Below are 22,078 nucleotides of genomic sequence, written 5' to 3' on the forward strand. Positions count from 1 at the left end.
GCAGTTGTGTTCCTTACCGCTCCGTCGGCTTCCCTATCGTGCAACGGGCCATATAGCGATGCATTAATGACATCATCGACCGAAACATTGTCACCATCGACCGAACTCTTTGCGTACGGCAATGTCCATCCCGCGGTCGGCTTGCGGCGACTGATCCGGACAAAGGCGGCGGGATGACGATGTGGCAATGGATGTGGCGGATCGCAGGATGGGTGCTGTTGACATGCGGTGTGGCGGCGCAGCCGCACGCCTCTGCATCCGCACCATCAATTGCATCATCTACCAGGCCATCGGTCGCTTTCTACTACGGCGACAATCCTCCCTTGTCCGATTTGCAGGCATTCGACATCGCCGTCGTCGAACCGGCGCATGTGCGTAATCCGCGCGCCACGGCGCGAGCCTCCGCTGACGGAGGGCACGAGCTGTTTGCCTATGTGTCGCTGGGCGAAGTGCAGCCGTCGCGGCCTTATTACGCCAGCCTGCCGAAGAACGTCCTGCGTGGCGACAATGCGGCCTGGGGCAGCCGCGTAATCGACCAGGCCGCCCCGGGCTGGAGCGACTTCTTCCTGAACACCATCATCGCGCCGCTCTGGGAACAAGGGTGGCGCGGCTTTTTTCTCGACACCCTGGATTCCTATCAGCTGTTTGCAACCACCGATGCGGAGCGCGCGACGCAAACCGCCGCGATGGTTGGCATCCTGCGCGAAATGAAGCGGCGCTATCCGGAAGCACGGCTGATCTTCAACCGCGGTTTCGAGCTGCTGCCGGAAGTGTCCTCGCTGGTGTATGCGGTGGCGGCCGAATCGCTGTACCAGGGTTTCGACGCCGGAAAGAATGCATACCGTCCCGTTCCCGAACAGGACCGCGAATGGCTGATGGGACAGATGAAAACGGCGCGCGACCGCTACAAGCTCCCGGTGATCGCCATTGATTACGTCGCACCGGACAGCGCGGCATCGCGCGAGCTGGCGCGCAGCACCGCGGCGCGAATCATGGCGGACGGTTTCATTCCCTGGGTCGCCGACGGCGGCCTGGTGTCGCTTGGCGTCGGCAGCATCGAAGTCATGCCGCGCACCGTGCTGGTCCTGGTCGATACCGGCAACAAGCAGGATCTGCACTACACTCCCGCGCAGCGCATGCTCGGCATCCAGCTCAACCATCTTGGTCTGAGATATGAATTCCTCGACCTTGCCTCTGCTCCGCTACCAAACATGCTGATGGCCGGCCGTTATGCCGGCGTCGTGACGTGGTTCGAGGACAAGGTGAGCAACCCCGGACTTGCCCCATGGCTTGCCGCGCGCGTGCGCGAAGGCGTGCGACTGGTTGTGTTCGAGCGCTTTGGCTTTGCGCTGGATGGCGCCACCGCGGCGGCTCTGGAAATTACGCCATTCCGTGCCGCGCGGCCGGACCGCCTGACGGTGCAGGCGATGGACAAGGACTTCGTCGGTTTCGAATCGGCGCCCTTCCCCAACCGGGACAGCGTTGTTCCGATCCGGCTGGCCGCAAACAAGGGCAAAGGCTTGCTGACCCTCGCCGATACCCGGGGCAATCTTTATGACGCCGCAGCGCTGACCTCCTGGGGCGGCTTCGCGCTGACGCCATTTGCGGTCGGCAAATGGGAGTTGTCGGAGTACGCCTCCTGGGTCGTGCATCCCCTGAAGTTCCTGAGGGCCGCCCTCGCCCTGCCCGACCTGCCGGTGCCCGACGTCACCACCGAGGGCGGCCGGCGCATGCTGCTGGCGCATATCGACGGCGACGGTTTCGCATCGAGGGCGGAGCTGCCCGGCGCGCCGTTTTCCGCCGAGGTGATCAAGAGGGACATCCTGGAACGCTACCGCATCCCGACCACCGTCTCGATCATCGAGGGAGAGCTGTCCAGCCAGGGGCTGTATCGCAACCTGACCGAGAAGCTGGAGCCGATCGCGCGAAGCATCTTCGCGCTGCCGTATGTGGAGGGTGCGAGCCACTCCTACTCGCACCCGTTCGTCTGGGCCGAAGCGGTCGCCAGCCAGCAGGCGCGCATGGCGGGACAGGAGCAGGCGCAGAAGAAGGCATTCAATCTGCGCTTGCCCGGCTACGAATTCGACCTGGAGCGGGAAACCAGGGGTTCGATGGATTACATCAACAGCCGCCTGATGCCGAAGGGGAAAACCGCCAGCGTGTTCCTGTGGTCGGGAGACTGCATTCCTCCCGCGCAGGCAATCGAGGAAACCTACCGGCATGGCTTCCTTAACCTCAACGGCGGCGACGCGGCCATCAATCCGAATTCCACCACCTGGACCACGCTGGCCGCGCAGGGTCTGCGCAAGAACGGCTGGTACCAGGTATTCGCGCCGAACCAGAATGAAAACGTCTATACCAACGGCTGGACCGGCCCCTTCTACGGCTATGAGCAGGTCATCGCCGCCTTCAAGGTGGCGGAATCGCCGGTGCGCTTCAAGCCGGTGAACATCTATTACCACTTTTATTCCGGCACCAAGCCCGCCGGCATCGAAGCGCTGCACAAGGTATACCGCTGGGCTGCCTCGCAGCCGCTGACCCATGTCTATGCATCCGAGTACGTACGCAAGGTGCTGGACTTTGAACACACCAGCATTGCCCGTGATGGTGCCAGCGGCGATATCATCGTGCGGACCGGTTCCGCCTTGCGGACGCTTCGACTTCCGCCGGGTGCCGCCGCGCCTTCGCTGTCGGCGAGCACCGGCATCGCCGGCGTCACACCCGGCCCGTCCGGCGCCTACCTGACGCTGGCGGCATCGCAGGTGAGGATTTCCTCGAAACCGGAGGCCTCGCGGCCGGCTTATCTGCACGAAGCCAGCGGGCCGGTGAGCGACATGACGCGCAGCCGCGGTGCGAAGGGTTCGGAACTGCGCTTCACGCTGACCAGCCACGGCAATGCGCTGTTCGCCCTCGGCGGAGCCGGCGGGTGCGCGGTGCAGGTCAACGGCAAGCCAATGCAGGGCACGACAGCGGGCAACCCTGCCATCCGGCATTTCGATCTGGGTGCTCCTCCACCCGGCACGACCACGACATGGCAGCATCGGATTGCGGTGTCCTGCAATGCCTGAGCGCCTTCAACTCTTTTCCGGAATCGAGGTTGCCGGTTTTTTCGTCGCCGTTGGCGTGGTGATGGTGCTCGTCTTTCCGCACAAGACGCTCGAACAGCGGCTGGCCGAGGGCAACCAGGACGGCGACCTGTTGACGCTCGAATACCTGAAGGTGTCGATGAAGGCGGAGCCGGGCAACATTGCGCTGGTGCTGCCGCTGGCGGACCAGCTGTCACGCATGGGTTCCTATGAGGACGCGCTGGCGGCGCTTGATCCGCTTTACCGGCGCAATGAGCCGCGCTGGCACCTGGAGGCCGACTGGCTGAAACTGTCGATACTGGAGCAGCAGGCCTATGCGGAGCCGGTCGATGCGCCCGGCCGTGAAGCGAAGCGCGGCCTGCTGCGGCAGCAACTGCAGGCGATGCAGCGCTCGCCGCTGACAGGCCAGCGCTTGCTGGAACTGGGGCGCAAGGCGATGCGTATCGGCGAATACGCCGTTGCATCCGCCGTGTACCGGCGCATCGCCGACGGTCGGGAAGACTTGCCGGCGGCGTTCTACGATGACGCGGCGCGCGGCATGCTGGGCATCGGCGACTACCGCACCAGCGCGCTGCTCTACCTGCGCGCGATGGAGCAGAGCACCGGCATCGACCGGCAGCGCCGGCTGTTCATGGACGCCATCGGCACCCTGCAGTCGGGCGGCTTCGCCGACGAAGCGCTGGCCGCAGCCGAACGGAACATCGGGCCCCTCGGCGACGATACCGAAACCCTGCGCTTTCTGGTGCGCCTGGCGCAGGCCAACAATCGGCTCGACATCGCCGAGCGCTACGTCAAGCGCATGCTCCGCATGTCTTTCCTGGATCGTGACCCGGACATGCGTCGGGTTCGCTACCAGACGCCTTATGAGTGGCTGGCATCGCTGCGGCAGCCGGCTGCAGAACCGGTGCGGATGGTACGCGTGGCGACGGCCGCCGAGCCAGCCGCGGCACCGCCCGCCGCCAATGCCGAGGCGCTGCCGGCGGCGCCCTTCGACGAAGAATCGTACCGGCTCGGTTTCGAGGTTTTTCTTGCCAACCGCAACCTGGATGCGGCCCGCCGCCTGGCGCTGTCGGCGGTGCGCCAGCGGCCGGACGCGGCGGAATGGCGCAAGCGGCTGGCCCAGACCAGCGAGTGGAGCGGCTTGCCGCGGGATGCGCTGCCGCAATGGCTGGCCTATGCACGCATGACCGGCAGCAAGGAAGGATGGGACGCGGTGCTGCGCCTGTCCGAAAGCCTGTTCGACCAGGCCGCGCTGGAGAGCGCGCTTCGCCACAAGATCGTGGCCGAACCAAAGAACCGGGCATGGATGGAACGCCTGCTTGCCCTCTACGAAAATGCCGGGCAGGCAGACAAGGCGATGCAGGCGCTGCGTGAGCGGCTTGGCGTGAATGAAAACGGCGACACCATCGGCAGGAGCGCAATTTCCGGCGCCGAGCGGGAAAGCGACCTCGAATTGCTGGCGGGCCTTGCCGGCCGCGGTGGAAGGGAGGGAGAACTGATCGCCGTGCTGCGTCGCCTGCAATCCGAGTTCCAGCCCAATGCGGCGAGGGCATTGCGCATCGCCACCCTGCTCTACCAACGTGGCCAGGTCGACAAGGCGTTCGACGAGTTGTCGCGTTCCGTCTCGCAGGCCACGCTCGCCGATGCGGCATTCTGGCGCGCGTATGCCCAGATCGCCGCGCAACTGCAAAACGATGCGGTAGCGCTGGAAGCCTACCGCAAGCTGGTCGAAGGCAACGCCCATAACGGCAACGATGCGAGCAACCTTTTCTCGCTGTTATCCACTGAGCAGCCGCGGGCGGCAGCATTGCTGGCGGAATCGGAATTTGCCCGCTCGGGCAATCCAGAATTCGCCAAGGGAGTGCTGAACACCAGGCTGGCCGCAGCCGATTACGACGGTGCGCATCGTTTCCTGCAAGGGCTATCGCGGGACGCATTGACGACACTGGAGCAGGACGCGAATTTCCTGGCCGGGCGAGCCGCGGTGGAACAGGGACGCAACAACCTGCCGGGCGCGATGCGCGACCTGCGCGCGGCATTGAGGCTTGCGCCCGACAGCGCCGATTTCCGCGCCGGCCTGTTATGGACGATGATCGCTGCCCGCGACACCGGGCCGCTGAAAGAGGCGCTCGCCGCATGGGCACGCGATGCGGAAACGACGCCGGCCCTGTGGGGACCGTTCGCCGCCGCCAACATGGCGATCAATCGCCAGGTCACCGCCCTGCACTGGTTCCGCAAGGAGGGTTTCCCCAAGGATGATTATCTGTGGCTGATGAGCTATGCCGAATGCCTCGATGCCAACAGCCAGCCGGACCTCGCCTGGCGGATTCGCCGGCGCGCATGGCTCGATCTGCGCAAGCCGGAAGTGTTGCGAAACGCGCCGCCGGATCAGTTGCGCGCCCTGCGCGACCGCCTCGCCGCCACCGCGCCGCTCTTCATGGGCGGCGACGGCGCGCAGTACGTCATGCAGGCGCTGTTGCGCGCCGACGTGACCCAGCTTGCCCCATCGCGCGCCACGGAAATCGCTTCGCACCTGGCGGGCGGCAGGGATCTGCTGGCTGCCATGGACCGGGCCGACCTCGAACCATCCAACCGCGCACCTGCCGTGCCGGCAGACCCGGCGCAGATGTTTGCACCGGGCAGCGGACAGCGGCCACGTGACGATGCCCGCCTGTCGGCCACCGTGCGAGAACTGGCGCTGGCTTACGCGCTGAACCGCCAGGCCAGCGATCTTGCCGCCGCCTGGCTTGCGACACGCTTTGCCGGGCAATTATCGAAACCGCTTTGGGGTGATCTTGCCCTGGTGCTCAACAGGGACGACCGTGCCCAGCTCAACGAGATGCTGGACAAGCTTTCCGACTGGCTGCCGATGTACGACCGGGTCGAAGCGGCTGCGCGCGCCGGCCGCACCGCGCTGGCGCAGACACTGGCGTTCGACCAGCTCGCGCTGCTGGATGCGGATGAACAATTGCACCAGCGCCTGACGATTCTCACGGTCGATGAGCCGGCAGCCTTCCAGTTCAACCGCTCGCGCCTGGAAGACCCGGTGTTGCAGGTCGATCGCACCGAAGCCACGGCGGGCATGCGCCTGACGAACGGGCTGAGGATGTCGCTGACGCTTTCGCAGCGTGATCCGCAGACCATCGACCCGGCGGCGCTGCGCGGCACGCCAAAGCGCGACAATGAAGCGGAACTGGCACTGCGCCAGCGCACCTCGACCGGCTACGTGGCCCTGAGCCTGCAGGCACGGCAGGCGGCCGCCAGCGTCACCGGCCTGCGGCTCGACTACGAGCTGTCGCCGGCTTCGGCGCTCCGCCTGACGGGCAACATCGGCATCCACCAGCGGGCAGTCGAAACACCGCTGCTGCGCATCGGCGGCATGCGCAGCGGCATCGACACCAGCCTGACCTATCAACTCAGCCGCGCCGAATATCTGCGCCTGGGTCTCGGCTGGCAACGTTATGCGTCGCAGGACGGCGCATCGCTCGGCACGGGCCGCAGCTGGACAGCGGAAGCGGGCAGCCACCTGCGGCTGGAATACCCGAATCTGACGGTGCGCGCCTTCGCCGCCGGTAGCCGGTTCAATGACGACGGCCAAATCGATGCTTCGCTCCTGCAATATCTTCCAGAGAACAGAACGGATCTCGGCCGGCTGCCGGCCGACGGCGTGTCGTATGGCGTCAGCGTCGGTATCGGCACGGTCATCGACGGGCGTTACAGCAGGGCCCTGCGCCCATTTGTCGAAGCAGGACTTTTGTACAACCGCGACTCCGGTCGCAATTTCAACCTGTCGGGTGGCGTGGCCGGCAGCGTGCTCGGTCAGGACGTGCTGACCCTGCGCTTCCAGCGCAGCAGCGGCACACCGACCATTCCACGCGGCTTTCAAGAATTGGGGATCAATTACAAATGGCTTTACTGACTACCGCACCGGCAGGCGCCCCGGTTTCCCGCTCGCGCGCATGGCGTTCCCTCGCACTCGCGTGCTGCCTTTCATTGCTCGCCGCCTGCACCACGATGGATGCCGGGCCGCCGCCCAAGCTCGAATCGAATGCCCGCTGGACGGTGCTGCCCTTCATCAACCATACCGAAACGCCGCAGGCCGGACTGCGCGCCGAATCGATCGCCGAGAATCTCCTGCGCGCCGGCGGCGTATCGAAACTCACCCGCTATCCAAGCAGCCTGAATACCGAAACCCTGTTCGAGCCGATGGACCGCAAGCAGCGCGATGCGGCACTGGAATGGGCGCGGCGGGAGAACATCCGCTATGCCCTCGCCGGCGGTGTCGACGAATGGCGCTACAAGGTCGGCATCGACGGCGAACCCGCCGTCGGGCTGACGCTGCAGGTGATCGACGTCAACAGCGGCGACGTGCTGTGGGCATCCGCCGCCGGCGGTACCGGCTGGAGCCGTGAAGCTTTATCAGCGCTGGCGCAAAAACTTCTTCGCGGCCAGCTCGCGCCGGTCATCAACGCGGCCCGCTGAATGATTGCCTTGCTTCGCCGCCTGTCGGCGGTCCGGATGCGACGTTCGTCGGCGGACGCGCCGACGAATGACGGAACGGACGACGGCGCACTGGCCATCGGCGACATGCTGCGCCGCTTCTCCGTCCTTGAACCGGACGAGGTGCGGGCTGCCAGCCGTTCGTGGATGGCGCTGGTGGACGTGCTGGTATTCTGCGGCGGCGCGCTGGCGATCGGCAGCTGGATCTGGCCTGGCGATATCTTCGGCGTGCAGGCGGAATTCCCCTGGCTATGGCTTGCGCCGCTGCTCATTGCGCTGCGCCACGGCTCGTCGATCGGATTGCTGGCCGTGGGACTTTATGTCGGCTACTGGCTGTTGATGGCCCGCTACGGCTGGCCGGGCATCGGCGACACTCAGGCGTTTCCGCGGAATTTCTTCGTCGGCGGCTTCGGCGTGGTGCTGATCGCCGGCCAGTTTTCCGATACCTGGAAGGAGCGTACCCGGCGCATGCTGGCAACCAGCTCCTATCTGGAAGAGCGTCTCAAAACACTGACCAAAAACCATTTCCTGTTGCGCCTGTCGCATGAACGCCTCGAACAGGATCTGCTGGTCAAGCCGGTAACCCTGCGCGAAACGCTCAGCCGCCTGCGCGACATCAGCATGGACCGCAGCCAGGCCGGCGAGCCTTTGCCGGGCGCGCAGGAACTGATCCAGCTGCTTGGCCAGAGCTGCCAGCTCGAACGCGCCGCGCTGTACGCGCTCGATGACGACGGCGTGCCGATCCTGCCTGCGGCCGCGGTGCTCGGCAGCCCGTCCGAGCTATCGATGCAGGACCCGCTGCTGCGCCACAGCCTCGATGAAGACATCCTTACGCATGTGCAGTCCGACGGCATGCCGGACGGTGCCGACAGCAGCCGGTATCTGATCTGCGCGCCGCTGCTGCCTTCCACCGGCCGGCCGATCGGCGTGCTTGCGGTGGAGAAGCTGCCTTTCCTGGCGCTGAATGCGGAGACACTGCAGCTTTTGTCGGTTCTCACCGACTACTACGCCGACGGCGTCAACCTGGACGCAGCCGCGCGGCGGGTACTGACGAAGGTGCCGGCCTGCCCGCCCGAACTGGCGCTGGATGTCGTGCGCCTGCACCGGATCCGGCTATCGTCCGGCATCGATTCATCGCTGGTGGCGCTGGTGTTCGAGAATGACGAGGTGTCGCTCGATATCCTGGAGCAGGTCAAACGCCTCAAGCGCGGCGTCGATATTTCCTGGGAGCTGGCGGGTCCGAAGCACCATGCGCTCATCACGCTGCTGCCGCTGGCCGGTTCGGCGGCGGTCGAGGGTTACCTGCTGCGCATCGAAGGCGCGATCCGCAGCCAGTTCGGCACCGGCTTTCTCGGCAGCCGGGTCGTCATGCATACCGCCCGCATCGGCTTTTCCCCGCCGGCGGCCACACTTTCCCACCTGGTGACGCGCTGTGCTGTATAAGCTGACGCTTTCCTCGCTGACCTTCGAAACCGCCGCCCTCTGGCTGCTGTTTTCGCAAAGCCGCAGCATCGCCCTGATGCTGCAGTATTTCGTGCTGCATGGCATTGCCAGCGCGTTGATGGCGGTCGCCATCGGCATGCTGGCTCCCAAAAAGTACCGGCGTCAGAAGACCCTGCTGTTCGCGCTGCTGTTTTCCTTTCATTTCTTCATTCCGGTATTGAGCATGATCGCCGAAGCGCTGGCTGCAGTGCTCTACCGTGTCATGCCGAAGCTGAAGAAAAAAACCACCTTCGGCACCGTGCAACCGCCTGAGTTCAACACCTACCGCAATCACGAGGGCACCGGCTTCCGCAGCGGACAGGCGCGCTCGCAACTTGCCAATACCAACGCGCCGGTGGAGCAGCGCCTGAAGGCGCTGATCGCCGTGCAGGACACGCCGGTCCGCGCCATCGGCCCGCTGCTGCGCAACCTGCTGGCCGACCCGGCAGACGACGTGCGGCTGCTGGCCTACGGCATCCTGGACAGTAAGGAAAAACACATCACCCGGCAGATCGTCGAAAAGCGGCAGCTGCTGGAAGCCGGCACGGGTGCATCGCAGGGCGAGCCGCCCGGCCCGGCCGAACGCTTTCGCCTTTGCAAGCGCGTTGCCGAACTGTATTGGGAACTGATCTACCAGAACCTTGTGCAGGGCGACATGCAGCTGTTCTCCGCCGAGCAGGCGCAGCAGCATGCTCTGCAGGCGCTCGACATCAATCCCGAGGATGGCGGACTCTGGTTCATCATCGCCCGCCTGAAGCTGGCGCGCGGTGACGTTGCCGGCGCCAGACACGCGCTGGAACAATCGCGCCTGAATCACTTCGCCTACGAACGGCTGCTGCCCTACTACGCCGAACTGGCATTCCTGGAGCGGCGCTTCGACACCTTGCATGCACTGCTCGCCGAGCTGGAAAGCAGCGGCGGCGGACCGGCGCTGGAAAACGTCAAGCGCTACTGGCTCGGCGACCGTGCCGGCGCGCGTGCAGGCAATTCATCCATGACCCGGAGACTTGCATCATGAACGCGCCGCTACCCGCATCGCAGGCCGCCCCGGCGGCCTTGCCCACCGCCGGCGACTGCGACGTGATGCTGCTGCTGGAAGGCACTTTCCCCTATGTCAGCGGCGGCGTGTCGAGCTGGGTGAACCAGATCATCCGCGGGTTTCCCGACATCCGCTTCGGCATCTGCTTCATCGGTAGCCGTCGCGAGGACTATGGTCCGCCGAAGTATGCGCTGCCGCCGAACGTCGTCCATGTCGAAGTGCACTACATGCATGAGCGGCACAATGTCCCACTGGTCAAACCGCGCCGCAGCGACCGCAAGGCGTTCGCACAGATGGAAGCGTTCCATGACCTTTTCCGCTCGCCGGGCAGCGCGGGCGGCCAGCTCTCTGCCTCCCTGGAGGCGCTGGTGCCGCTGATGCAGGACGGCAAGGCGATGGACGAACCCGCCTTCCTGTACAGCAAGGCTGCATGGGAATACATCACCCGGCAGTACCGGGCGTTCTGCACCGATCCGTCGTTCGTGGACTACTTCTGGACGGTGCGTATCATGCATGCGCCGGTATGGCTGCTGGCGCGCATCGCCAACCGCTTGATACCGGCACGCTGCTACCACAGCATCTCCACCGGCTATGCCGGTCTGCTCGGCGCACTGCTCAAGCAGCAGACCGGGCGGCCGCTGCTGCTGTCGGAACACGGCATCTACACCAAGGAACGCAAGATCGACCTGTTTCAGAGCCAGTGGATCCGGGACAACCGCAGTGTCTTCGAAAAGGACGCCTCGCAGATCTCTTATTTCCGCGACCTGTGGATCCGGTTCTTCGAAGCGCTCGGCCGCATCTGCTACGAGGCATCGGACGAGATCGTCGCTCTGTATGAGACCAACCGGCTGCGGCAGATCAAGGACGGCGCGCCCGCCGCGCGCACCCGCAACATCCCCAACGGCATCGACCTGCCGCGCCTGTCGGCGCTGCGCCCGCTGCGGCCTGCAACGCCCCCGCCGGTGCTGTGCCTGATCGGCCGCGTGGTGCCGATCAAGGACGTGAAAACCTTCATCCGCGCCATGCGCACCGTGGTCAATCTGCTGCCGGACGCGGAAGGCTGGATCGCCGGACCGGAGGATGAAGACCAGGGTTATGCCCAGGAATGCCGCAATATCGCCGAAGGACTCGGTCTGCAGGATAAGGTGAAGTTTCTCGGCTTTCAGAAAATCGATGAGCTGATGCCGAAGATCGGGCTGGTGGTCCTGTCCAGCATCAGCGAAGCGTTACCGCTCGTGCTGCTGGAGGGATTCGCCGCCGGCGTGCCGGCGGTCACCACCGATGTCGGCTCCTGCCGCCAGCTTGTCTATGGACTCGATGAGGCCGACCAGGCGCTCGGCGCCGCCGGGGAAGTGGTCGGCATCGCCGAGCCGGTGCTGCTGGCGCAGGCGGCGGTCAACCTGCTGGGTGACCTGCCGCGCTGGCATGCGGCGCAGGCCGCCGGCATCGCCCGGGTGGAGCGGTATTACACCCAGGAGCGGATGTTCGGCGAATACCGCAGTCTTTATCAGCAATCGCTGCAGCAATCCGACGTGCCTGCGCAGGCGCTCCGCTGCCCGATGCATCCACAGCGCTGACGGATTGCCATGGCCGGAATCGGATTCGAACTGCGGAAAATCCTGAAGCGCGACAACCTCGTCTCGCTGGTGCAGGCATACGGGTTTGCCGCCGTCATCAGCTCGGGGCCATGGCTGCTGTCGATCTTCGGCATCCTCGTCATCGGCATGCTGAATTACTCGCTCACCGTACCGAACCGCTTCATCGAAGAATTCCAGGTCAGCGTCACCTATCTGATCGCCTTCTCGCTGATTCTCAGCGGCGCCTTCCAGCTCGCCTTCACCCGCTTCACCGCCGACCGCCTGTTCGAAAAACGACGGCATCTCATCGGTCCCGCCTTCTACGGCGTCACCCTGGTGCTTACCCTGGTCAGCGGCGCATGCGGGCTGCTCTTTACACTCTTCCTGTTTCCCGAACAAAGCGTGTTGTTCCGGCTGCTCTTCCTTGCCGCCTTCGTGGTCCTCTGCAACATCTGGATCGCCACCATCTTCCTGTCCGGCATGAAGCGTTACAAGCAGATCGTCTGGCTGTATTTCCTCGGCTATGCGGTGACGGTCCTGGCGGCGCAACTGCTGCGGCGGTGGCAGCTCGAAGGCCTGATGGCCGGATTCCTGGTGGGTCAGTCCTTTCTCCTGTTCGGCATGATGGTGCTGATCGCCCGCGATTTTCCGGCGCAGAAGCTGATGTCCTTCGACTTTTTCAGCGGCAGGTATCTTTATCCGTCGTTGATGCTGATCGGGGTGCTCTACAACCTCGCCGTCTGGGTGGACAAGTTCATCTTCTGGTTCACTACGGAGACCAGTCAGGCCATCATCGGCCCGTTGCGCGCATCGGTCATCTACGATATGCCGGTCTTTCTCGCCTATGTCTCGATTATTCCCGGCATGGCGATCTTCCTGCTGCGGCTGGAGACCGACTTCGTCGAAGAATACGACGGCTTCTACTACGCGGTGCGCACCGGCGGCTCGCTGGAAACCATCGAGCGCTACCGCAACGGCATGGTTGCCACCGTCCGCCTCGGCATCTTTGAGATCGTGAAGGTGCAGGCGATGGCGTCCCTCATCCTGCTGATCGCCGGCGAGCAGCTGCTGACCTGGATGGGTATCTCGACCCTCTACCTGCCGCTTCTTTATGTCGACGTGATCGGCGCCGGGTTGCAGGTGGTGTTGCTGGGCATCCTGAATGTGTTCTTTTATCTGGACAAGCGGCGTATTGTGCTGTGGCTTTGTCTGGCGTTCGTGGTACTCAATCTGCTGTTTACGTGGGTATCGATTCTTCTGGGGCCGGCGTTTTATGGGTATGGGTTTGCGGTGAGTTTGCTGGTGGTGGTGGTGGGGAGTTTTGTGTTGTTGTCGCGGAAGCTGGCGGTGTTGGAGTATGAGACGTTTATGTTGCAGTAACTGGCTTGCAAGCCGGGACGCGCGCTGCAAGGGGAAATCCAGAGTTGCAGAGTCTCTTCGGAGAACCGAAAGAGTTGCATTACCGGAGAATCTCCGTTGCTCTGGATTCCCGCCGACGCCGGAATGACGGAGGTGGCGGCACCGGAAAATAAACGGCTACCAACTACCCCCCACCCACATCCCTCATACAAGCATAAAGCGTCTCCCACCGAAACGGCTTGAAAATATACCCATCCGCCCCCTCCTTCAGCCCCCGCTGCAAATCCTCATCCGCCACCCGCGATGTCACCATGATCACCGGCACATCCGATAAATCGGTATACCGCCGGATATGCTTAAGCACGTAAAACCCGTCACGGCTCGGCAATACCACGTCCAGCAGCACGATGTCCGGCCGGTAACCATCCTTGAACAGTTGCAGCACATCCGGCGTATCCGCCGCCTGCGTGACCGCGAAGCCCCTCTCGCCGAGCAATGTGGTCATGAGTTGCACCATGTCTTGATCATCCTCCACCACCAGCACCTTCAGGCCGCTCGCCGCAAGAGGCTCGCCAGGCGTCTCGCGGCTGACATGGGTATAAAACCCCTTTTCATGCAGCAACCGGGCCGCGCGCCGCGCTTCGGACCACATTGGGGCCTCGTCGTCGTCCAGCCCGGAGGCGCGGCGTTGCGCGTCTGCAGACGGAACATCGTCCACGCTCTCAATCCAGCCGCGACGGTGCAGGTCGCCGGCGACGGACATGAAGTCGCCCGTGATCCTGTCGCCTACGCGGGCAGTGAGGTGCGCGATGGACGATCTGCCGTCGATCATCTTCAACAGGCGGAGCGCGTCGGCAGGGATATCCGGGCCGGCTTGTTTCATCGCGGCTTTGCCTTCCGCGGTCAGCCTCAAAATCGTATGTGCATACATTGCTGTTGAAAAACCTTTTCGGATGTCGTCAGGAATGCGGCTAGCTTACCGCCGATATGGTCGTTCATGAAATACGCCGCCCGCTGCGTTGCGGATGCAAAAATTACCTGCCATGCGTATAAAACGCAGGCGGCGCCGGCCCCGCAGCAACAAAATCCGGAAATATGGGCAGTATTGCGATGCCATGGTGCATATCCGCCTCCGTGGCACACCCTTTGCTGCATTTCATAACAGATGCGCAAGAAAAAGACACGGGCTTGCGGTATGTCGTAGTGCCAATTGCTGATTCCATCATCATTGTCCTTACCGACTGACCGGTTGACAGGGATGGGACGCAAGCGGCATGCAGCATGTTTCGTTGTCGCGCAAAGACCGCCATCCGTTTCCGGACGGATTTCGAGGTGTCGACGGCTGACATATTCCTCCTGATCCGTTTTGGCTGATTTAACTGCGTCAAGGAGTGACCAATGGATACGAATACACCAGCAACACCAGGCGGCAACGGGTCGGATTCGACCATAAAGACCGGATCGAGCAACTACGACAGGACATTGAGCACGACGTCGGGCGCCAATTCGCCCGGCGGGTCAGCCGGGATGCGCAGTCAGCTTACCGGCTTGAAGGCCGACCTGGATGCGCTGGTCAATCGCGCGCCGGGCATGTCCGACGACGAGCTTGCCGTGGAGCATGCCAAGCTGATGGCGAAGTACAACTCGCTGCGCTTCGCGGCGAAAGGGCTTGCCAGCCAGGCGACGCAGCAACTCAGTGTCGGCTATGAGAATGCAAGCCGGCAATTCAATCGCGGCGTCGAGACGACGACCGGCTATGTGAAGGAAAAGCCGATGCAATCGGTGGCGGTAGCAGCCGGCGCGGGATTGCTGCTCGCCATGCTGTTCAAGCGTCGTTGATCCATGCACGCGAGCCACGAACAATAGCGGAGAAAGCTGATGGACAACTCAAACACGCACGCAACACGTCATCCACACGGAAACGGAGCATCCGGCACAGCCTATATCCCGGGAGGCAATGCCGGCGGCTCATCCGGTCAGTACAGCCGGTATCAGACACAAACGACGCCAGTGGAAGCGGCTCTCGATTGGGCAAAGCAGCATCCGCTGTTATGTGCAGCAGCCGTAGGAGCAGTGGTTGCCATCGGTCCGCGCCGTCTGGTGCGCACACTGGCAACCAGCGGTGGAGCATTGACGGCATTGACGCTCCGCAATCCGTCGAACATTGACGCCCTTGCAAGACTCATAAGCAAAGTGGGCGCCTATTTGCAACAAAAGAGTGCGCAACAGCAAGGCGACCGCGCACGTTACCGACCCTAACGCCGAGGTGGCGGATTAACAATGGGGCTGGAGCAATAAGCAGCACCATCGTTGCAGTTAGGAGAGGAAAGTCCGTTTAACTCGTTAACCAGAAAGGAAAGTAAATCATGAAAAAAATCATTTCCGTATTCGGCATCTTGGCATTTGCCGTCGGCCTGTCAGCATGCAACACCATGCGTGGTATCGGTACCGATATCGAGCGTGGCGGTGAGAAAGTCCAGGGCGCTGCAACGAACGTGCAGAAGGGCAACACCAGCTCCGGTTCGTCACGGTAATCGTCATTACCTGACTCGCAGTCATACGAAACGGGCTGCGTCTCCAGGGACGCGGCCTGCTTTTCCAATTGCATCTCTCCTCTCAGGTGCGTCGGCTGGCCTGAATACCGGTACGCCCTGTCCCTCTCTGTCCTGACCAACGTCATTCCCGGTCTGGCGCAGGCATATCGCTTCAATCGATCAATCGCTTCCTGCCGGCGCCCTTGGTGTGCGCAATGCCGCTCGACCGTCCCCCGCCCTTCCTTGCCGACGCATACGCGAAGGCCACCGTCCCAAGCCATAATCCGTTAGACTCTTACCCGCCGACAATAAAGACCGCGCCAAAGCCCGGCAAGGAATCGCACCGCTTCCGGCGCCCCGTTAACGACCAGACAGCACGAAAGAATGACTCCATTCGACTGCAATCCCGAAGGCCTTCAGCATCTGGCCAGTATCTATGCTGTGCTAAGCGCAACCAATGAGGCGATTCTGCGTTCGGAAACCCCGACCGGGCTCTATCAGGCGGTCTGCGACGCGGCAATCGATGGCGGCAAGTTCACGACGGCGGCTGTGCTGGTTCCCGATCCCTGCACGGGCTGGCTGAAAACGGTCGCCGCGGCCGGCATGCGTCGCGAGCAGATCGGCGGTGAAAGCGGCATTTCAGTCGACGAATCGACCGCCGAAGGCCGCGGACTCGCCGGCACCGCATACCGCAGCGGCAAGCCCTGCATCAGCAATGACTTTATGGACGATCCCCGCTCGCTGCCTTGGCGGGCGGTGGTGCGCGCCTCCCGCATCGCCGCCGCCGCAGCGGTTCCGGTGGCGCTTGAAAACGGCGCGCATGGCGTGCTGATGTTTTACTCCAGCGAAAAGGGCGCATTCGATGACGAAGCCGTTTCCCTCATCGAACGCCTGGCGCGCAACATCACCTTCGCTCTCGGCGCCTTTGCGCGCGATGAGCTGCGCCGGCAGGCGGAAGAAGCGTTGAAGACCAGCGAGGAGCGCTACCGCGCAATTCTGGAAAACATGGACGACGCCTACTACGAGGTCGATATCGGTGGCCGCCATGTGTTTTTCAATAATGCCTTTCCACGCCTGTTCGGCTACACCAGCGAGGAAATCCGCGCTACCAGCAACCGCGATTACCAGACACCGGAAATGGCGGCGGAGGTGGCGAAGACCTTCAAGGAAGTCTATCGCACCGGCATTTCGCAGAAAAGCCAGTACTGGCGTTATGTGCACAAGAACGGCAGCGTCATCCACGTTGAAGGATCGGTGCAGCTGATCCGGGACAAGGATGGCGTGGCCAGCGGATTTCGCGGCATCCTGCGCGATGTGACCGCGCGCCGGCAGACCGAGCAGGCACTGCGCGAAAGCGAGGAAAAATACCGCAGCATCCTGGAATCCATTCAGGACGCCTATTACGAAGTCAATCTGCAGGGCAAGATCGTGATGTGCAACGGGGCGTTCTGCCGGATGCTGGGATACGCCGAAAGCGAGATCTGCGAACGCGATTACCGCGAATTCCAGACACCGGAAGTTGCCGAGAAGGTATTCAGGACCTTTAATGCCGTTTACCGCACCGGCGTAGCCGCGCCCAACTTCGACTGGGAAATGATCGCCAAGGACGGACGGACGATCGTCGGCGAAGGATCGGTCCAGTTATTCCATGGACCGGACGGCAAGCCGGCCGGCTTCCGCGGCATCCTGCGCGACGTGACGGAGCGCCGCAAGGTCGAACGGGCGTTGCGCGAAAGCGAGGCGCGCTTCCGTGCACTGACCAACCTGTCGTCCGACTGGTACTGGGAACAGGATGCGGAATTCCGTTACATTCTCATGGAAAGCCGGCGCAAGACGTCGGGATCGACGCAAGGCACGTTCCTCGGAAAACTTCCCTGGGAGACCGAACTCGACATCGAGGAAGCAGGCGGATGGGAGGCCCATCGCGATCTGCTGGCGGCGAAGCAACCGTTCCGCGATGTGATCATGCACCGCCTGCTGCCGAACGGGAAACCGTACTACATCAGCGTCAGCGGCGAACCCGTGCTCGACAGCGAAGGCCGGTTCAGCGGCTACCGCGGCGTTTCCCGTGAAATCACCGACCAGAAGGTTGCCGAGGAGCGCATCCAGCATCTGGCCACGCACGACGGCCTGACCGGACTGCCGAACCGCATCATGTTCAGCCACCTGCTGAGCCATGCGATACCGACTTCGCAGCGCTATGGCCGCAGCTTCGCGGTGCTGTTCATCGACCTCGACCGCTTCAAGTTCATCAACGATTCGCTCGGTCATGAAGCCGGCGACAAACTGCTGAAGGAAATCTCAAGCCGCTTCAAGAAGGCGCTGCGTGCCAGCGACGTCGTCGCCCGCCTCGGCGGTGACGAGTTCGTCGTCCTCGTGCAGGAAATGAGCGACCCCGAGCAAGCCGCCGCGGTGGCTCGCAAGCTGCTGTCGGCGGCCATCAAGCCGGTCATGCTGCTCGGCCGGGAATGCCGGGTCACCGCCAGCGTCGGCATCGCCATGTATCCGAACGATGGCGATGATGAACAGACGTTGATGAAGAATGCCGACATCGCGATGTATTTCGCCAAGGAGGAAGGCAAGAATAACTTCCAGTTCTATTCAAAGGACATCAAATCGCAGTCGCTGGAACGGCTGGCGCTCGAGGCCAATCTGCGCCATGCATTGGAACGCAAGGAGTTTTCGCTGCACTACCAGGCCAAGCGTGACCTGACCAGCGGTACTATCACCGGCGTGGAAGCGCTGCTGCGATGGGATAACGCGGAACTCGGATCGGTGTCGCCGGTGCAGTTCATCCCGGTTGCAGAGGAAACAGGATTGATTGTCCCGATCGGCAAATGGGTGCTTGAAACCGCCTGCGCCCAGAACGTCGAATGGCAACGGCAGGGCTTGCCGCCGGTATGCATGGCGGTCAATCTTTCGGTGCGCCAGTTCGCCGATGAGCATTTGCTGGAGGATCTCGCCACGATCCTGCGCGAAACCGGCATGGAACCGCGCCTGCTGGAACTGGAAATCACCGAAGGCATGGTGATCCATAATCCTTCGCAGGCGATCAAGCTGCTGACTGCCATCAAGAGCATGGGCATCCGGCTGGCGATCGACGATTTCGGCACCGGATATTCATCGCTCGGCCAGCTGAAGAATTTCCCCATTGATACGCTCAAGGTGGACCGCTCCTTCATCCGCGACATCGGCACCAATTCCGATGACCGCGCCATTACCGAGGCCATTATTGCAATGGGCAAGACGCTGAGTCTTACCGTGGTGGCCGAAGGTGTTGAAACCAAGGAACAGGAAGCTTTCCTGCGCACTCACGCATGCGATGAAATGCAGGGCTACTATTTCAGCAAGCCAATCCCGCCCGGCGAATTCGCAACGCTGCTGCGCGAGCATGCAGCCAATGCAGGATAGCAGTGTCTTATTCAGTTTATTCCGAAGAAACCAATCTCCTTTGATCGCTTTTTCAAGTGAAGCGATGCCCGTACCATGTGGCTTTCCGACGCGCCTCCCAGGCGCCCTTCATTTCAGGAGCGAAAGATGTCCAACAAAGTCGAATGGGAATTGGTTGATGGCTCGGCATCCCGTGCATCGCAATCAGCACCCCACTTCCTCAAAGCGCTGCTCGGCCCGTGGTGGAAATGGAAAGCCGGCGGTGCCGCGATCGTGACCGCCGCAGTTCTGTTGCTGCTGGCCACGGTCGCCGGCATCGTCATGCTGGGCGTGGTTGCCCTTGCCCTGTTGTCGCTTGCCGTGCATCGCGTCCGGGTATGGCTTGGCAGTGCCCGGCGGGCCGGTTCGTCAGCGGGCTCATCAGTGCAACGCCGGTAAAACCCTGCCGAATTTGCATCGTTTGAAGAACTTGCGGGATGCATGATTGTCATTACCGCTTCACGGTGCCGAATTGTGCCTGCGTCATCCGCATGCAAATCCGACATTTCCACCAAAAACATCCTTGGAGAATTCAATGGCAACAATCCAAAACAAGTTGGCGGCGGTCGTGCTGCCGCTGTTTCTGGCGGCCGGACTGACAGCTTGTCAGAAGCAGGAAAGCGCCACCGGACAAGGCCCTGCGGAGCAGGCCGGGAAGACGATCGACAGCGCCGCATCCAAGGCCGGCACGGAGTTGAGCAAGGCTGGCGAGGCCATCGGCCAGACGATGGAAAAGGCGGCGGAAAAAGGTGGCCAGGCAATGGAGAAGGCCGGCGAGAAAGTGCAGAGCGCGGCACAGGAATCGAAGTCCGAAGCGGAACAGAAAAAAGAGTAGCGCCGGCAATATTCAGGCGCTTTGCGCCAGCAGGAGGCTCCGCAGGTCCTCCGCATCCATCGGCTGCGCGAGGAAATAGCCTTGCAGCACATCGCAGCCGAGATTCTCCAGCAACCGGGTGGTCCGCTCGTCTTCCACGCCTTCGGCCACCACCAGCATGCCGAGCGCATGGCCCATGGCGACAATCGCCTTGACCAGTTCAAGCGCCTGCTGGTTGGTCGAAATATCGCGCACGAAGGCCCGGTCGATCTTGATTTCCGCTGCAGGAAAATCGCGCAGGTAAGCCAGACTCGAATAACCGGTGCCGAAGTCGTCGATCGAGATCGACACCCCGCAGTGGCGCAGCGACTGGAATACCTGCATCGCCTTCGCCGGATCCTCGATGGCGACCGACTCGGTGATTTCCAGGGTGAGCGATTGCGCCTCCACATCATGCTTGGCCAGCGCCGCGCGTACCTTGGCGGTCATCTCATGGCCGCGCACCTGCAATGCCGACACATTGATCGATACCGGGACCACCCAGCCCTGCCTTGACCAGCTGCGAATCTGCCGGCACGCTTCGTTCAGCACCCAGTCGCCGAGCGCGGCGATCATCCCGGTGCGCTCGGCGACGGCGATGAATTCAGCAGGCAAGCGCATGCCGCGCTGGGGATCGATCCAGCGCACCAGCGCTTCGACACCGACGATCTGGCGCGAGCCTGCCGCGTACTTCGGCTGATAAAGGAGCCGGAACTCGCTGCGTTCGAACGCACGGCGCAGGCTCTTGTGGGTTTCCGCCGTCGCCACGCGCTCGGCATCCATGTGCGGCGAGAAGCGCTTCCACATATTCCGCCCCTGGCGCTTGGCATGGTACATCGCGGTGTCGGCGCGCAGCAGCAGCGGCTCGGCATCCTGGCCCGTCAAATGTCGCGCCACGCCGATCGACGCGGAGATATTGACGCTGTCCGATCCCACGCGCATCGTCGCCTTCAGCGACAGGACGACCCGCTGCATGATGTGCTCGACGCGCGCTTCGTCGGCATCGACGAGAATGATCACGAACTCGTCGCCGCCGACACGGATCACGATATCGCCTTCGCGCAGGCACTCTTGAATGCGCCGCGATGCGATCACCAGCACCGCGTCGCCGACGTCGTGGCCCATCGTATCGTTGACAAGCTTGAAACCGTCCAGGTCCACGAATGCGAGATGCAGCGAGGTCCGTCCCGCCTGCGCTTTTTGTATCAGGGCCGGCAGCTGCTGCTGCAGAAAATGCCGGTTCTTCAAGCCGGTCAATGCATCGGTTTCAGCGATCTGCTGGTGTTCAAGCCTGCGCCGGTCGTAGTAGGCGATCAGCGTCGCCCCGGCCAGCAAGGTGACCGACGTGGCGAAGACGACGCCCGGCAGCCAGTCGCTGTCAAGGCTGTCGGCAGCAAGGCTGACCGCGCCGGCAGGGAACTCCGCCGCCGCCATGCCGGTGTAGTGCATGGCGGCGATCGCCGAGCCGAGTAAAAACGCGACCAGTATTTTTTTAACCAGCATCAGCGATTCACCACCCTGGAAGATATGACGCATTGCCCAGATCGCTGCCGCGCTCAGGCCAATGGCGATCGCTATGGAAAGAACAACCAGCGGCCAGTCGTAGCGGATCGAGGGCGACATGCGCATCGCCGCCATGCCGATGTAATGCATGCCGGCGATTGCCACGCCCGCCAGCGTCGATGCGGCGGCGTAGTGCCAGGGCTTCACCGACTCCCGCTGCGCCATGAATAACGCCGCCGCCGATGTCGCAACCGGAGCTGCCCATGACAACAGTGTTAGTCCAGGGTCGTAACCGATGGGTACCTCGAGCGTGAATGCCAGCATGCCGATGAAATGCATGGACCAGATGCCGGTTCCTGCCGCAAGAGCACTGCCGGCGAGCCAGAACCAGCGCTGCGGGGTCATGGCGGATCGGGTACGGGCGGCGAGTTCGAGCGTTGCATAACCGGCCAGCATGGCTACCAAAAGCGACAGCACTACCAGGGGAGTGTGATGGGTACCAGTCAATTTAGTGTTCCATCGTTGGTCAGGGCCGCATGATGAAGAAAAGCGCGGGTGGGAACGCAGCCTTGGTGCTGAAGAAAGACAGCGTGCAGCGATGAAATGTTCCTCAACGCGCTTGCGTCGCGGATGAATACGCGACGCCGTCGGCGAACGACGACCATGCGGATTGCGGAAAGTGACAGGGGAAGCGAGAGAGTGAAGCGAGGGGTCGG

General features: G+C 62.7%; 15 protein-coding genes. 13 read left to right on the forward strand and 2 right to left on the reverse strand.

Going from position 1 to position 22,078, the window contains the following annotated elements:
- Positions 1 to 173 precede the first annotated feature (173 nt).
- Genes VGU61_RS08810 through pelG form a run of 7 tightly spaced genes read left to right on the forward strand, consistent with a single transcriptional unit; the run spans position 174 to position 13,064 of the window.
- Positions 174 to 3,068 carry a bifunctional glycoside hydrolase 114/ polysaccharide deacetylase family protein gene (locus tag VGU61_RS08810; RefSeq protein WP_326858740.1) on the forward strand — a complete coding sequence of 965 codons (2,895 nt, stop codon included), beginning with the start codon at positions 174 to 176 and terminating at the stop codon, positions 3,066 to 3,068.
- Positions 3,061 to 7,005, forward strand: a complete 3,945-nt coding sequence (locus VGU61_RS08815) for a tetratricopeptide repeat protein (protein ID WP_326858741.1) — start codon at positions 3,061 to 3,063, stop codon at positions 7,003 to 7,005. The genes VGU61_RS08810 and VGU61_RS08815 overlap by 8 nt, the downstream gene beginning before the upstream one ends.
- Entirely contained in the window at positions 6,993 to 7,568 is a 576-nt protein-coding gene (locus tag VGU61_RS08820; RefSeq protein ID WP_326858742.1) for a penicillin-binding protein activator LpoB, read from the forward strand. The genes VGU61_RS08815 and VGU61_RS08820 overlap by 13 nt, the downstream gene beginning before the upstream one ends.
- The gene (locus VGU61_RS08825; RefSeq protein WP_326858743.1) at positions 7,569 to 9,029 is read left to right on the forward strand and encodes a PelD GGDEF domain-containing protein; all 1,461 of its coding nucleotides are present in this window, start codon (positions 7,569 to 7,571) and stop codon (positions 9,027 to 9,029) included. It begins immediately after the preceding gene.
- Positions 9,019 to 10,086 carry a hypothetical protein gene (locus VGU61_RS08830; RefSeq protein ID WP_326858744.1) on the forward strand — a complete coding sequence of 356 codons (1,068 nt, stop codon included), beginning with the start codon at positions 9,019 to 9,021 and terminating at the stop codon, positions 10,084 to 10,086. Before VGU61_RS08825 ends, VGU61_RS08830 begins: the two co-directional genes overlap by 11 nt.
- Entirely contained in the window at positions 10,083 to 11,684 is a 1,602-nt protein-coding gene (pelF, locus tag VGU61_RS08835; protein WP_414691613.1) for a GT4 family glycosyltransferase PelF, read from the forward strand. The genes VGU61_RS08830 and pelF overlap by 4 nt, the downstream gene beginning before the upstream one ends.
- Positions 11,685 to 11,693: 9 nt before the next feature.
- A complete protein-coding gene (pelG, locus tag VGU61_RS08840; RefSeq protein WP_326858745.1) occupies positions 11,694 to 13,064 on the forward strand; it encodes an exopolysaccharide Pel transporter PelG in 1,371 nt (456 codons plus the stop codon).
- A 163-nt stretch (positions 13,065 to 13,227) separates the two neighbouring features.
- On the opposite strand, the gene VGU61_RS08845 is transcribed toward pelG, so the two are convergent.
- On the reverse strand, positions 13,228 to 13,974 hold the full coding sequence (locus tag VGU61_RS08845) for a response regulator (RefSeq protein WP_326858746.1): 747 nt from the start codon (positions 13,972 to 13,974) through the stop codon (positions 13,228 to 13,230).
- Between the two features lie 467 nt (positions 13,975 to 14,441).
- On the opposite strand from VGU61_RS08845, the gene VGU61_RS08850 reads away from it, so the two are divergent.
- From VGU61_RS08850 to VGU61_RS08875, 6 genes are all read left to right on the forward strand, one after another.
- Positions 14,442 to 14,882: a DUF883 family protein gene (locus tag VGU61_RS08850; protein WP_326858747.1), complete on the forward strand. Its 441-nt coding sequence runs from the start codon at positions 14,442 to 14,444 to the stop codon at positions 14,880 to 14,882.
- 39 nt (positions 14,883 to 14,921) lie between these two features.
- Entirely contained in the window at positions 14,922 to 15,302 is a 381-nt protein-coding gene (locus VGU61_RS08855) for a hypothetical protein (protein WP_326858748.1), read from the forward strand.
- Positions 15,303 to 15,409: 107 nt separating this feature from the next.
- Positions 15,410 to 15,577 (forward strand): entericidin A/B family lipoprotein, encoded by a 168-nt coding sequence (locus VGU61_RS08860; RefSeq protein WP_326858749.1) that lies wholly within the window; start codon positions 15,410 to 15,412, stop codon positions 15,575 to 15,577.
- 384 nt (positions 15,578 to 15,961) lie between these two features.
- Entirely contained in the window at positions 15,962 to 18,988 is a 3,027-nt protein-coding gene (locus tag VGU61_RS08865) for a bifunctional diguanylate cyclase/phosphodiesterase (protein ID WP_326858750.1), read from the forward strand.
- 126 nt (positions 18,989 to 19,114) lie between these two features.
- Complete coding sequence (locus tag VGU61_RS08870) at positions 19,115 to 19,405, forward strand: hypothetical protein (protein WP_326858751.1); 291 nt, start codon at positions 19,115 to 19,117, stop codon at positions 19,403 to 19,405.
- A 136-nt stretch (positions 19,406 to 19,541) separates the two neighbouring features.
- A complete protein-coding gene (locus VGU61_RS08875; protein WP_326858752.1) occupies positions 19,542 to 19,841 on the forward strand; it encodes a hypothetical protein in 300 nt (99 codons plus the stop codon).
- 12 nt (positions 19,842 to 19,853) lie between these two features.
- On the opposite strand, the gene VGU61_RS08880 is transcribed toward VGU61_RS08875, so the two are convergent.
- Positions 19,854 to 21,869 carry a putative bifunctional diguanylate cyclase/phosphodiesterase gene (locus VGU61_RS08880; RefSeq protein WP_326858753.1) on the reverse strand — a complete coding sequence of 672 codons (2,016 nt, stop codon included), beginning with the start codon at positions 21,867 to 21,869 and terminating at the stop codon, positions 19,854 to 19,856.
- Positions 21,870 to 22,078 lie beyond the last annotated feature (209 nt).

The sequence above is a fragment of the Noviherbaspirillum sp. genome (genome assembly GCF_035944575.1).
Taxonomy (GTDB): domain Bacteria; phylum Pseudomonadota; class Gammaproteobacteria; order Burkholderiales; family Burkholderiaceae_D; genus Noviherbaspirillum.

Coding starts and splice junctions, on each gene's coding strand:
- VGU61_RS08865 (WP_326858750.1), top strand. CDS start 15,962: ATGACTCCATTCGACTGCAATCCCGAAGGCCTTCAGCATCTGGCCAGT.
- VGU61_RS08815 (WP_326858741.1), top strand. CDS start 3,061: ATGCCTGAGCGCCTTCAACTCTTTTCCGGAATCGAGGTTGCCGGTTTT.
- pelG (WP_326858745.1), top strand. CDS start 11,694: ATGGCCGGAATCGGATTCGAACTGCGGAAAATCCTGAAGCGCGACAAC.
- pelF (WP_414691613.1), top strand. CDS start 10,083: ATGAACGCGCCGCTACCCGCATCGCAGGCCGCCCCGGCGGCCTTGCCC.
- VGU61_RS08855 (WP_326858748.1), top strand. CDS start 14,922: ATGGACAACTCAAACACGCACGCAACACGTCATCCACACGGAAACGGA.
- VGU61_RS08825 (WP_326858743.1), top strand. CDS start 7,569: ATGATTGCCTTGCTTCGCCGCCTGTCGGCGGTCCGGATGCGACGTTCG.
- VGU61_RS08860 (WP_326858749.1), top strand. CDS start 15,410: ATGAAAAAAATCATTTCCGTATTCGGCATCTTGGCATTTGCCGTCGGC.
- VGU61_RS08845 (WP_326858746.1), bottom strand. CDS start 13,974: ATGTATGCACATACGATTTTGAGGCTGACCGCGGAAGGCAAAGCCGCG.
- VGU61_RS08820 (WP_326858742.1), top strand. CDS start 6,993: ATGGCTTTACTGACTACCGCACCGGCAGGCGCCCCGGTTTCCCGCTCG.
- VGU61_RS08850 (WP_326858747.1), top strand. CDS start 14,442: ATGGATACGAATACACCAGCAACACCAGGCGGCAACGGGTCGGATTCG.
- VGU61_RS08870 (WP_326858751.1), top strand. CDS start 19,115: ATGTCCAACAAAGTCGAATGGGAATTGGTTGATGGCTCGGCATCCCGT.
- VGU61_RS08810 (WP_326858740.1), top strand. CDS start 174: ATGACGATGTGGCAATGGATGTGGCGGATCGCAGGATGGGTGCTGTTG.
- VGU61_RS08875 (WP_326858752.1), top strand. CDS start 19,542: ATGGCAACAATCCAAAACAAGTTGGCGGCGGTCGTGCTGCCGCTGTTT.